The following is an 11,638-nucleotide window of genomic DNA, read 5'->3' as shown; positions in this document are numbered from 1 at the left end:
GCTGTGCCGATCGGGGACCGGGATACCGTAGGGTCGGCCAATGGCGAAGTACTTCGACGTGCACCCAGAGTCCCCCCAGCCGCGCACCATCGGCGCCGTGGCCGCAAGTCTGCGGTCCGGGGCCCTCATCGCGTACCCGACCGACTCCTGTTTCGCCCTGGGCTGCCGGTTGGACGACCGCGACGGCCTCGAACGGATCCGGTCGATCCGGCGCCTCGACGAGCGCCACCACTTCACCCTGATGTGCGAGGACTTCGCGCAGCTGGGGCAGTTCGTCCAGCTCGACAACACCGTCTTCCGTGCCGTCAAGGCCGCGACGCCGGGCAGCTACACCTTCATCCTCCCCGCCACCAAGGAGGTTCCGCGGCGCCTGATGCACCCGAAGAAGAAGACGGTGGGGGTCAGGATCCCGGACCACACCGTCGCCAGGGCCCTGCTCGCCGAGCTCGGCGAGCCCCTGGTCTCCAGCACCCTGATCCTCCCGGGCGAGGACGAGCCGATGACCCAGGGGTGGGAGATCAAGGAGCGCCTCGACCACGTGCTGGACGCCGTGGTGGACTCCGGCGACTGCGGCACGGAACCGACGACGGTCGTCGACTTCTCCGGCGGCGAGCCGGAGATCGTCCGACGCGGGGCGGGCGACCCCTCACGCTTCGAGTGACGGTCCGGGCCTGCGCACCTGCCCCGGACTCCGCCGGGCCGTGCGGCCCGGCGGGTCGACGAGAGTCGCGAGCAGCCCGCAGCCGGGCGGCACGACACAGCCCGGCCGGGGTCGACCGCCGCCCGGCGGTCAGGCGCGGGCGAGGAGCCAGGCGCCGAGGCCGCCGCAGCCGCCCGCCTGGAACGTGGTCGAGCGGAAGCCGGGCGGGATGGGCGAGCCGGGGCAGGTCAGGATGCCCGCCTTGGCGATCCGGTGCTTCCAGGCACCGACGCCGTTGCAGCCGGAGCGGAGGTAGTCGTTGGTGACGTAGCCGGCGACGATCGGCGAACCGCTGCAGGTCCAGATGCCGTCCTTGGCGAGGTTGTGCTGCCAGGCGCCGACGCCCTGGCAGCCGGTGCGGCTGTAGGCGGTGATGACGTACCCGGTGACCACCGGGGAGCCGCCGCAGGTCCAGATGCCGTCCTTGGCGAGGTTGTGCCGCCAGGAACCGACGCCGCTGCAGCCGGCCTTGTTGTAGGCGGTGCTCACGTAGCCGGGGACGACCGGGGAGCCGCCGCAGGTCCACATCCCGTCCTTGACCGGCTCCTGGTACCAGGAGCCCCGGCCGTTGCAGCCCGCCGAGTTGTAGCCGGTGAGGACGTACCCGCTCGGGATGGGCGCGCCGGCGCAGGACCACCGGCCGGAGCCGGTCAGGCCGGACGGCTGGGCGGCCGCGCTCGACGCGCCCGTGGCGGTGCCGGCGAGAACGAAGGCGGCGACGAGCGCGAGTGCGCCTACGGTCGCGCCGATGCCGCGGCGCACGACCGCGCCGGTCAGACGCTTCCACAGATGACGGGGATTCATGGTCGGTTCACTCCAGTCCTGGCGGCGGGCGTGCGCGACGCCCGCTGGTCGGGGGTAACCAAGCGGTGGATCGGCCCCACCCTAGTGCGGAGATCACGTGCACGTCCGGTGTGCAAGCAGTGGACAGCGCAACTTGGCCGGAACATGACCGATCTAGGCGCCCGGATCCCCGTGTCCATTCCCGGCGGGGTGGGGAACCGCCGCCGACGGCCCTCACACCGCCCACCACGCCAGGCCGGGAACAGGCTGTCCGAGGCGGTCCGCAGACCGCTCGGACCGCTCCTCCCCGCCTGCCCGTCGGCACGCGGCCCCTCGGAGCGCCGGCCGACCCCCCGGCACGGCATCGCGCGGCGGCCCCCGGCCGGCGGGTCGGGGCCCGGTCCGCACGTCCCACCCGGTCCGCGGCCTGCGCCCGCCGGTCCGCGCCCGTGCCGCCGCGGCCCTCCCCGTGCCGGTGCGGCCCGTTCGGCCCACCATGGAGGTGCGGGAAGGCTCCCGCGGGCCGACCGCTCGGCCGGCCGGAGAGCGCCGCACGTGAGGAGAACCGCCCATGAACGAGAGCGCCGCTGCCGGCCCCGTCCGTACCAAGCGCTGGGCTCTGCGACTGGACCTCTTCGAGGAGGGGGACGTCACGAAGGTCCACGCCGTGCTGGACACCGGCGACAAGACGCTGGAGAGCCGCACCGAGGCCCACCGCAACCCGCACGACCCGCCCGTGCCGGAGATCGGCGACGAGTACGCGGCCGGGCGCGCCCTGGTCGAACTCGGGCACCTGCTGCTGCGGTCCGGGATGGCCGACGCGACCGCGAACGACAGGTCCGGCCCCGCCTGACCGCCGGCGGTCACGGCCGTGCCCCGGGGTCGGCGGACACCGACGGACATCACAGGGAGGACAGCATGAGCGGACCGATCGTGGTGGGCTTCGACGGCTCGCCGGAGAGCGTCGCCGCGACCGGATGGGCCGCCCGTGAGGCGCTGCTCCGCGGCCTGTCGCTCGAACTCGTCGAGGCGTGGCCGTGGCCGAGGACAGACGTCCTCGGCACCGATGACGCGATCGCCTGGAGTCGCCGGCAACTGGCCGACAAGGAGGCGGAGCTCCGGTCTGTGCTCGCCGCGGGCGCCGAGGTCACGTCGACCCACGTCCCCGAGGACCCGGCCGAGGCCCTGGAGGCGGCCGGCCGGCACGCCACCATGCTGGTGCTCGGCTCGCGCGGGCTCGGCGCACTCCGCGGCTTCCTGGTCGGTTCGGTCAGCCAGGAGGTGCTGCGCCGGGCCGCCTGCCCGGTGGTGCTGGTCCGCGCGGAGGAGGACGGCCCGACGGCCGGCGGCCCGGCCTCCGGCGGACCGGCGGCGGCCGCCGCGGCGGAGGGCTGCGTCGTGCTCGGACTCGATCTCCGGCACGCCTGCGACGAGGTCATCGCCTTCGCCTTCGAGGCCGCCCGGCTGCGCTCGGTGCCGCTCCGGGCGGTGCACGCCTGGATGCCGCCGACCGGCAGCGAGTACATGGCGTTCGCCGCGATCGGCAGCATGGACGAGGAGCTCTCGGCCGCCGAGCAGCGCCAGTTCGAGGACACGCTCTCCCCGTGGCGGTCGCGCCACCCCCGGGTGACCGTGGACGCCGAGCTCCTTCGCGGCCACGCGGCGGCCGCCGTCGTCGACTCCGCGGCCGACGGCGCCGGCCTCGTGGTGGTCGGCCGCCGTGTCCGTCACGCGCCGATCGGCGCGCACCTCGGGCCGGTGGCCCACGCCGTGATCCACCACGTCCGGTGCCCCGTCGCGGTCGTCTCGTACTCCTGACGCCGGCACGGAAGGCCGGTCGGCTCCCCCGCCTGGTACGAACGGCCCAGGTCCCGGCCCCCCCGCCGCGCCAGACTGGTGTCAGGAGGTGGGATCGATGCACACCGTCATCGTGTACGAGAGCATGTACGGCAACACCCGCGAGATCGCCGAGGCCATCGCCGAGGGCGTCCACCAGGCCGATCCGGAGGCGTCCGTCGACTGCCTGCCCGTGGCCCGGGCGGACACGGAGACGACCCGCACGGCAGACCTACTGGTCGTCGGCGGACCGACCCACATGCACGGCATGTCCTCCGGCGCCAGTCGCCGGATGGCCGCCATGGCCGAGGCGAAGAAGGAGGGCCACGAGGACGCCGCACGCGAGGCGTACGAGACCGCCGAGGGCCCCGGCCTGCGCTCCTGGTTCCACTCGCTTCCGAAGACCGGGCACGGCATCCACGCGGCGGCCTTCGACACCCGCGCCGACATGCGGAGGAGCGGCGGGGCCGCGAACGGCATCGCCAAACGGCTCAACAGCCACCACTACGACGTCGTCGTCGAGCCGGAGGGGTTCATCGTCGAGGAGGGCGACGGCCCGCTGCGCCAGGGTGAGATCGAGCGGGCGCGCGCCTGGGGCGCCGCGCTGGTCTGACCGGTGCCGGGCTGCTCCGACCGCCCGGGCCCCGTCGGCTGTGCCGCTCCACCCGCGTCACGGGCCCCGGTGCTCGACGCCGGGCCGCTGACCGCCCTCGGGGAGCCGAGCGGGGCGCGGAAGGCGCGGGCCCGGGACCGGTGGCGGTAGCGGAGTGCAGGCGGCCGGTCGCCCTGCATCGCGACGGCGAGCACCCGACCGGGCTGCCCGACCCTCCCGACCGGGCAGGCCGGGCAGGCCGCCGCCAGGTCGGCCTCGTTCCACCGCGGCCGGCCGCACGCCTGCGCGTGCACCTCGCGGACGTCGGCCGCACGGCCGAGCAGCGCGGCCCGGTCCACGCGGCCGATGTCCGGCGCCGGCGGCGTTCCCGTCATCGGCCCCCGGCTCCTTCTCCCCCTGGGGTGCGAGCGCGGCTCCTTCGCGGCAGGACGCGCAAGGTCCTGATCCCGGTGGAGTCCGCCGCGCGGCGGAGGAACGGAACGTCAGACCGCGTACAGGCCGTGCGCCGTGAAGACGGCTCGGGCCTCGGCGACCTGCCCGGGGGTGGGCACCGGGGTGCCGGCGAGGGGGAAGTCGAGGCCGAGAGCACTCCACTTGGCCGCACCGAGCCTGTGGAAGGGCAGGACGTCGACCCGGGTGACGTTGCCGAGCTCGGCGGTGAAGGCGGCGACGCCCTCGATGTTCGCGGCGGGGTCGGTCAGGTGCGGAACGAGGACGAAGCGGACCCAGACCTCCCGGCCGAGTTCGGCCAGGCGGCGGGCGAAGGCGAGGGTCGGGGCGAGCTCCTCTCCGGTCAGGTGCCGGTACAGCGCGCGGTCCCAGGACTTGATGTCGAGCAGGACGAGGTCGGTGTCCGCGAGCAACGCGTCGGTGGCGCGGGCGCCGAGGAAGCCGGAGGTGTCCAGGGCGGTGTGCAGGCCGAGTTCGTGCTTGAAGCGGTGCAGCAGTTCGCCGGTGAGCGCGGGCTGGAGGAGCGGCTCGCCCCCGCTGACGGTGGCGCCGCCACCCGAGGCGCGGATGAAGGCGGTGTACTTGGCGGCTTCCCGGACGATCTCCTCGGCCGAGCAGGGACGGCCGTCACGCATGTGGCGGGTGTCCGGGTTGTGGCAGTACAGGCAGCGCAGCGGGCAGCCGGAGAGGAACGTGACGAAGCGGGTGCCGGGGCCGTCGACGCCGGTGGACAGGTCCCAGGAGTGGAGCCTTCCGGTCACCGGAGGCCGGGCGGCGCCGTCGGCCACGGCGGGGGCGGTCTGGTCGTTCTGGGCCACGGGGGCTCCTTCTCCTGGGTGCTCCCGGGTGCGGTGCCGACGCGCGTCGGGGAGGCGTCGGCACCGCGTGCAGGGGGCTGGCTACAGGGCGTCGTGGAAGGTGCGGTTGATCACGTCGAGCTGCTGCTCCCGGGTCAGCCGGACGAAGTTGACCGCGTAGCCGCTGACCCGGATGGTCAGCTGCGGGTACTTCTCCGGATGCGCCATGGCGTCCAGGAGGGTGTCCCGGTTGAGGACGTTGACGTTCATGTGGAAGCCGTGGCACGCCACGTAGCCGTCGAGCACGCCGACCAGGTTGGCGATCCGTTCCGCTTCGGTGCGGCCGAGGGCGTCCGGGGCGACGGTGTTGGTGAGCGAGATGCCGTCCTCGGCGTCCTCGTACGGCAGTTTGGCGACGGACAGCGCGCTGGCGACGTAGCCGTGGCGGTCGCGGCCGTTCATCGGGTTGGCTCCCGGGGAGAACGGCTCGCCGGCCCGGCGGCCGTCCGGCGTGTTGCCGGTCTTCTTGCCGTAGACCACGTTGGAGGTGATGGTCAGGACGGACTGGGTGTGCTCGGCGCCGCGGTAGGTGGGGTGCTTGCGGACCTTGCGCATGAACTCCTCGACCAGCCGGACCGCGATCGCGTCCACGCGGTCGTCGTTGTTGCCGTACGCCGGGTAGTCGCCCTCGATCAGGTAGTCGGTGGCGAGCCCGGTCGCGTCCCGCACCGGGGTGACCTTGGCGTACTTGATCGCGGCGAGCGAGTCGGCGGCCACCGCGAGCCCGGCTATGCCGCAGGCCATCGTGCGCCGGACGTCGCGGTCGTGCAGGGCCATCTCCAGCCGCTCGTAGGCGTACCGGTCGTGCATGTAGTGGATGACGTCGAGCGCGTGGACGTAGGTCGCGGCGAGCCACTCCATCTGTTCGTCGAACCGGGCCAGCACCTCCTCGTAGTCGAGCACGTCCCCGCCGACCGGTGCGGTGGCCGGGCCGACCTGCTCGCCGGACTTCTCGTCCCGCCCGCCGTTGACGGCGTAGAGCAGCGTCTTGGCGAGGTTGACCCGGGCCCCGAAGAACTGCATCTGCTTTCCGACCTCCATCGCGGAGACGCAGCAGGCGATCGCGGTGTCGTCGCCGAAGCGCGGGCGCATCAGCTCGTCCGACTCGTACTGCAGGGAGGAGGTGTCGATCGACACCCGGGCGCAGAACTCCTTGAAGCCACGCGGCAGTCGCGGCGACCAGAAGACGGTCATGTTGGGCTCGGGGGCCGGGCCCAGGTTGTAGAGGGTCTGCAGGTAGCGGAAGGAGGTCCGGGTGACGAGGGTACGGCCGTCCGCGCCCATGCCGCCGATCGACTCGGTCACCCAGGTGGGGTCCCCGGAGAACAGCTCGTCGTACTCCGGGGTGCGCAGAAAGCGGACTATCCGCAGCTTGATGATGAAGTCGTCGACCAGCTCCTGGGCTTGAGCCTCCGTCAGTAGACCTGTGGTGAGGTCGCGCTGGAGGTAGACGTCGAGGAAGGTCGAGGTGCGGCCGAGCGACATGGCCGCCCCGTTCTGCTCCTTGACCGCCGCCAGGTAGGCGAAGTAGAGCCACTGGATCGCCTCCCGGCCCGTGCGGGCCGGCCCGGAGAGGTCGTACCCGTACGCCGCGGCCATCTCCTTGAGCTCGCCCAGCGCCCGGATCTGTTCCGCGAGCTCCTCGCGCTCGCGGATCGTCTCCTCCAGCCGTCCCGGGTCGGTGGGGGCGTCGTCGAGCTCCGCCTTCTCCGCGAGCTTCGCCCCGACCAGGCGGTCCACACCGTAGAGGGCGACGCGGCGGTAGTCGCCGATGATCCGGCCTCGTCCGTAGGCGTCGGGCAGGCCGGTGATGACTCCGGCCTTGCGGGCGGCCCGGATCTCGGGGGTGTAGGCGTCGAACACGCCGGCGTTGTGGGTCTTGCGGTAGCGCGTGAAGACCGTCTCCAGCTGCGGATCGACCGGGTAGCCGTACGTCTTCAGGGCTCCCGCGACCATCCGCCAGCCGCCGTTCGGCATGATCGCGCGCTTGAGCGGAGCGTCGGTCTGCAGGCCGACGATGAGCTCCCGCTCCCGGTCGATCCAGCCGGGGGCGTGCGCGGTGATGGTGGACGGGATGTCGTACGCGACGTCGTACACACCCTTGGCGCGCTCCTCGGGGAAGCGGTCGGTGATCTGCCGCCACACCTCGGCGGTCCGCTCGGTGGGGCCGGAGAGGAAGGCCGCATCGCCCTCGTACGGGGTGTAGTTGTGCTGGATGAAGTCGCGGACGTCGATCGCGTCCCGCCAGGCTCCGCCGCGGAAGCCGCCCCAGGCGGAGGAGCCGTCCCCGGTGGAATGGCCGCCCCCGGCGTCCGGGCGGGGGGTGTGCTGCGAGGTGGTCATCTCGGTGTCCCTTCTCCAGGCCCGGTCGTTCAGGCCCGGTCGCCGTAGTAGGCCTGGCGCATCAGCTGCTGCATGTCGGCGAGCATCGGCATCCGGGGGTTCGCGGGGGCGCACTGGTCCTCGTAGGCGTTCATGGCCTGCTGCGGCAGCGCCGCCAGGAAGGCCTCCTCGTCCACGCCGGCGGCCTTGAAGGAACGCGGGATGCCGACCCGGTCGCGCAGTTCCTCGACCGCCGCCGCGAGCGACTCGACGCCCTGCTCCGGGGTCGCGGCCGGCAGACCGAGCGTCCGGGCGATGTCCTGGTAACGCTCCGGGGCCACGTAGCTGCGGTACTTGGGCCAGCCGGTGACCTTGCCGGGGGCAGCCCCGTTCCAGCGGATCACGTGCGGCAGCAGCAGCGCGTTGGTGCGGCCGTGGGCCACGTGGAAGGTGGCACCCAGGGTGTGGGCCATGGCGTGCACGGCGCCCAGGAAGGCCGAGCCGAAGGCCATCCCGGCGATCGTGCCGGCGTTGTGCATCCGCTCCCGGGCCTCGGGGTCGTCCGGGCCGCCGGTGACGGCCCGCTCCAGGTTCTCGAAGACGAGCCGGACGCCCTGCAGCGCCAGGCCGTCGGTGAAGTCGTTGGCGTAGACGGAGACGTAGGTCTCGATGCAGTGGGTCAGGGCGTCGAAGCCGGTGTCGGCGGTGACGTGGCTCGGCAGGCGGGTGGTGAGGGCCGGGTCCACGATGGCCACGCTCGGGGTGAGCGCGTAGTCCGCGAGCGGGTACTTCTGCCCGGTGGCCGTGTCGGTGATCACCGCGAACGGGGTGACCTCGCTGCCGGTTCCCGAGGTGGTCGGGATGCACACCAGCCTGGCCTTCTCCCCGAGGTCGGGGAAGGTGAAGGCGCGCTTGCGGATGTCGAAGAACTTCTCCTTCAGGTCGGCGAACTCGACCTCCGGGTGCTCGTACATCAGCCACATCACCTTGGCCGCGTCCATCGGCGAGCCGCCGCCGAGCGCGATGATGGTGTCCGGCTCGAACTCCCGCATCAGGTCGGCGCCCTTGCGCACCGTGTCGATGCTCGGGTTGGGCTCGACGTAGTCGACCACCCGCACCTCGACCGGCTCCCGGCGGCGGTCGAGCACGTTCCGGATCCGCTCCAGGTGGCCGATCTTCACCATGGTGTGGTCGGTCACGACGACGATCCGGTGCGCGTTCGGCATGCTCGCCAGGTACTTGACGGAGTTGCGCTCGAAGTAGATCTTCGGCGGCACCTTGAACCACTGCATGTTGGTGTTGCGCCGCCCGATCCGCTTGATGTTGACGAGGTTCAGCGCCGAGACGTTGCCGGCCACGGAGTTGTGCCCGTAGCTGCCGCAGCCGAGCGTCAGCGAGGGGGTGAAGGCGTTGTACACGTCGCCGATGCCGCCCTGCGAGCTCGGCGCGTTCCAGATGATCCGGCAGGCCTTCACCGCGTGCCCGAACTCCTCGACGAACGCCGGGTCTTCGGTGTGCACCGCGGCCGAGTGCCCGAGCCCGTCGAACTCCACCATCGCGGCGGCCAGTTCGACACCCTCCCGGCGGGAGCCGGCGGTCAGCACGGCGAGCACGGGGCAGAGCTTCTCGCGGGTCAGCGGCTCGACGGGACCGACCCGGTCGCAGTCGACCAGGATCACCGAGGTGTCGGCCGGGACCTCGAAGCCCGCCGCCTCGGCGACCTGGGCGGCCGAACGGCCCACCGCCTCCGCGTTCAGCCGGCCGCCCGCGCAGGAGACGCCGTCGGCCGCCGTCCCGAACAGGTACCGCTCCAACAGCGCCTTCTCCTCGGCGCTCGCGCGGTGCGCCTTGAGCCGCCCGAACTCGGCGAGCGCATCGTCACGGATCGCCGCGTCCAGCACCACGGCCTGCTCGGAGGCGCAGATCATGCCGTTGTCGAAGGTCTTGGAGAGCACGATGTCGTTGACCGCCCGGCGGACGTCCGCGCTCCGCTCGACGTACGCGGGGACGTTCCCCGCGCCGACGCCCAGCGCCGGCTTGCCGCAGGAGTACGCCGCCCGGACCATCGCGTTGCCGCCCGTGGCCAGGATCGTCGCGACGTCCGGATGGTTCATCAGCGCCCCGGTGGCCGCCATCGACGGCTCCTCGATCCACTGGATGCAGTGCGCCGGGGCCCCGGCCGCCACAGCCGCGTCCCGCACCGTCCGGGCCGCCTCGGCGGAGCAGTGCTGGGCCGAGGGGTGGAAGGCGAACACGATCGGGTTGCGGGTCTTGAGCGCCAGCAGGCACTTGAAGATCACGGTCGAGGTGGGATTGGTCACCGGGGTGACGCCGGCGACCACGCCGACCGGCTCGGCGATCTCCACGATGCCGTCGATCTCGTCCCGGTGGACCACCCCGACCGTCTTCGTGCGGGCCATCACGTGGGTGACGTTCTCGCAGGCGAAGACGTTCTTCACCGCCTTGTCCTCGAAGACCCCGCGCCCGGTCTCCTCGACCGCCAGCACCGCGAGCGCGGTGTGCCGGGCCAGCGCGGCCAGCGAGGCCTTCCGGACGATGTGGTCGACCTGCTCCTGGGTGAAGGACTCGTACTCCTGGAGGGACGTCAGGGCGGCCGCGACCAGCCGCTCGACGGCGGTCGGCGGGACGGGAGGGCTGCCGACGCTCGCGGGAGCCGGGTTCGCCTCGGGCTGCGGGCGAGGGGACATGCTGGACCACCTTTTCGGTCATCGTCCGAGATGGGGCGCCGGCGGCGGCCGCGAGCGCCTTCGGTTCAAGGCTTCCTTGCACGGGGCTCCGGGGGATCCGCCCAACGGGACCAGGGCGCGGCCCGAAAGTCCCTGCCACGGAGTGCGGTTGGTCCCGGGACGGGCTGCGGGACCGCCGCGGCCGGGGGCGGCGCGCCCGCCCGCTCGGGCGGGCCCGTGCGCCCGTTCAGGCGTGCGGCACGACCGCGACCGGGCTGTGCGCGTGGTGGAGCACGGACTGCGTCACGGCTCCGAGCCGCGGTGCGCCGAGCGTGTGCTTGGGGGTGCGGCGCCCGAGCACCAGCAGGGAGGCGCTGCGGGAGGCCGCCACCAGCGCGCCGGCCGGGCTCCCGGGGTGCAGCTCCGCCTCCGTGCGGACCTCGGGGTACTTCTCGCGCCAGCGGCCCAGCGCGTCCTGCAGCCGCAGCTGCTCGGCCGCCGCCAACGAGTCCCTGATGTCCCGTTCGCAGACCGGCGCCTCGGTGGTGTACGGGCCGCCGTGGGAGACGTCCCGGCTCTCCACCGCGCGCAGGACGGCGCCGGTGTCGGCCGCGTGCCGGAAGGCGAAGGCCAGGACGGCGTCACACGGCCGATCGCCCTCCACGCCCACGACGACGTCCCCGGGCACCCCGCCCGGGCCGTCGGTCCCGCCCTGGCCGTCCGCTCCGGCGCGGACCAGCACCACCGGGCAGCCGGCCCGGGCGGCGGTGCGCAGCCCGACCGATCCGACCAGCAGGCCGGCGAAGCCGCCGAGGCCGCGCGACCCCAGCACCAGCAGCTCGGCCCGCCGGCCGACGGCGGCGAGGTCGTCCGCCGGGCTTCCGGGGCGGAGCTCGCAGGAGACGTCCAGCCCGGGCGAGGCGGCCGCGATGCGGTCGCGGATCACCGCCACGGGCTCCGGCACCGCGCTCCCGCCGCCGAGCTCGCGCTCCAGGGCGTCGGCCTCCGTCCCGGCGACGTGGACCATCCTCAGCCCGAGCCCCCGCCGGAGCGCCTCCCGGGCGGCCCACTGCGCCGCCGCCGCGCTCTGCGCCGAGCCGTCGATCCCCACCACCACGCCGTACGACATGACTGCGACCTCCCTGAGGGCGTGTCGGACACGCCCTGATCCCGGGCCGACCGCGGCGCCGGTGCGCACGGTCCCGACCGGTGACCAGACTCCCGCCCCGCCCACCGGCGGTCCCAGGGGCCGAGAGGCACCGTCCCGGGCGCCGAAGGTCCCGGCCGCGGGCCTTCCGGGGGTGGCCGGGACGGCTTCACGCGTCCGGTGCGCGGGCGACGGGAAGGGGGCCGGAGGTCTGCCGCAGCCGGGTGGCCCGGGCGTCCCGCA

General features: G+C 73.5%; 9 protein-coding genes. 4 read left to right on the top strand and 5 right to left on the bottom strand.

Translation table 11 applies throughout. The features are described 5' to 3' along the window. The first annotated feature begins 40 nt into the window (after positions 1–40). Complete coding sequence (locus ACF9IK_RS35680) at positions 41–661, top strand: L-threonylcarbamoyladenylate synthase (protein WP_395298207.1); 621 nt, start codon at positions 41–43, stop codon at positions 659–661. Between the two features lie 129 nt (positions 662–790). Here the strand turns inward: ACF9IK_RS35680 and ACF9IK_RS35675 are convergent, their stop codons facing one another. Continuing rightward, entirely contained in the window at positions 791–1,504 is a 714-nt protein-coding gene (locus ACF9IK_RS35675; protein WP_395298206.1) for a hypothetical protein, read from the bottom strand. A gap of 550 nt (positions 1,505–2,054) precedes the next feature. Between ACF9IK_RS35675 and ACF9IK_RS35670 the strand changes: the two genes are divergently transcribed. From ACF9IK_RS35670 to ACF9IK_RS35660, 3 genes are all read left to right on the top strand, one after another. After that, positions 2,055–2,336, top strand: coding sequence for a dsRBD fold-containing protein (locus ACF9IK_RS35670; protein ID WP_395298205.1), 282 nt, complete (start codon positions 2,055–2,057; stop codon positions 2,334–2,336). A gap of 65 nt (positions 2,337–2,401) precedes the next feature. Beyond that, entirely contained in the window at positions 2,402–3,301 is a 900-nt protein-coding gene (locus ACF9IK_RS35665; RefSeq protein ID WP_395298204.1) for a universal stress protein, read from the top strand. 97 nt (positions 3,302–3,398) lie between these two features. Next, entirely contained in the window at positions 3,399–3,932 is a 534-nt protein-coding gene (locus ACF9IK_RS35660; RefSeq protein WP_395298203.1) for a flavodoxin family protein, read from the top strand. Positions 3,933–4,414: 482 nt separating this feature from the next. Here the strand turns inward: ACF9IK_RS35660 and pflA are convergent, their stop codons facing one another. The 4 genes from pflA to ACF9IK_RS35640 form a co-directional block, all read right to left on the bottom strand. Beyond that, complete coding sequence (pflA, locus tag ACF9IK_RS35655; RefSeq protein ID WP_395298202.1) at positions 4,415–5,200, bottom strand: pyruvate formate-lyase-activating protein; 786 nt, start codon at positions 5,198–5,200, stop codon at positions 4,415–4,417. Between the two features lie 81 nt (positions 5,201–5,281). Then, positions 5,282–7,582: a formate C-acetyltransferase gene (gene pflB / locus ACF9IK_RS35650; RefSeq protein WP_395298201.1), complete on the bottom strand. Its 2,301-nt coding sequence runs from the start codon at positions 7,580–7,582 to the stop codon at positions 5,282–5,284. A gap of 29 nt (positions 7,583–7,611) precedes the next feature. After that, the gene (adhE, locus tag ACF9IK_RS35645; protein ID WP_395298200.1) at positions 7,612–10,269 is read right to left on the bottom strand and encodes a bifunctional acetaldehyde-CoA/alcohol dehydrogenase; all 2,658 of its coding nucleotides are present in this window, start codon (positions 10,267–10,269) and stop codon (positions 7,612–7,614) included. Between the two features lie 226 nt (positions 10,270–10,495). Then, positions 10,496–11,377, bottom strand: a complete 882-nt coding sequence (locus ACF9IK_RS35640) for a universal stress protein (RefSeq protein WP_395298199.1) — start codon at positions 11,375–11,377, stop codon at positions 10,496–10,498. Between the last annotated feature and the right edge of the window lie 261 nt (positions 11,378–11,638).

Origin of the sequence: Kitasatospora hibisci (genome assembly GCF_043950205.1) — a bacterium.
Lineage (GTDB): Bacteria > Actinomycetota > Actinomycetes > Streptomycetales > Streptomycetaceae > Kitasatospora > Kitasatospora hibisci.
Note: the sequence above shows the minus strand (reverse complement) of the source record. Positions and strands in the feature narration are given on the sequence as shown.

Coding starts and splice junctions, on each gene's coding strand:
- ACF9IK_RS35675 (WP_395298206.1), bottom strand. CDS start 1,504: ATGAATCCCCGTCATCTGTGGAAGCGTCTGACCGGCGCGGTCGTGCGC.
- adhE (WP_395298200.1), bottom strand. CDS start 10,269: ATGTCCCCTCGCCCGCAGCCCGAGGCGAACCCGGCTCCCGCGAGCGTC.
- ACF9IK_RS35660 (WP_395298203.1), top strand. CDS start 3,399: ATGCACACCGTCATCGTGTACGAGAGCATGTACGGCAACACCCGCGAG.
- ACF9IK_RS35640 (WP_395298199.1), bottom strand. CDS start 11,377: ATGTCGTACGGCGTGGTGGTGGGGATCGACGGCTCGGCGCAGAGCGCG.
- ACF9IK_RS35680 (WP_395298207.1), top strand. CDS start 41: ATGGCGAAGTACTTCGACGTGCACCCAGAGTCCCCCCAGCCGCGCACC.
- ACF9IK_RS35665 (WP_395298204.1), top strand. CDS start 2,402: ATGAGCGGACCGATCGTGGTGGGCTTCGACGGCTCGCCGGAGAGCGTC.
- pflB (WP_395298201.1), bottom strand. CDS start 7,582: ATGACCACCTCGCAGCACACCCCCCGCCCGGACGCCGGGGGCGGCCAT.
- ACF9IK_RS35670 (WP_395298205.1), top strand. CDS start 2,055: ATGAACGAGAGCGCCGCTGCCGGCCCCGTCCGTACCAAGCGCTGGGCT.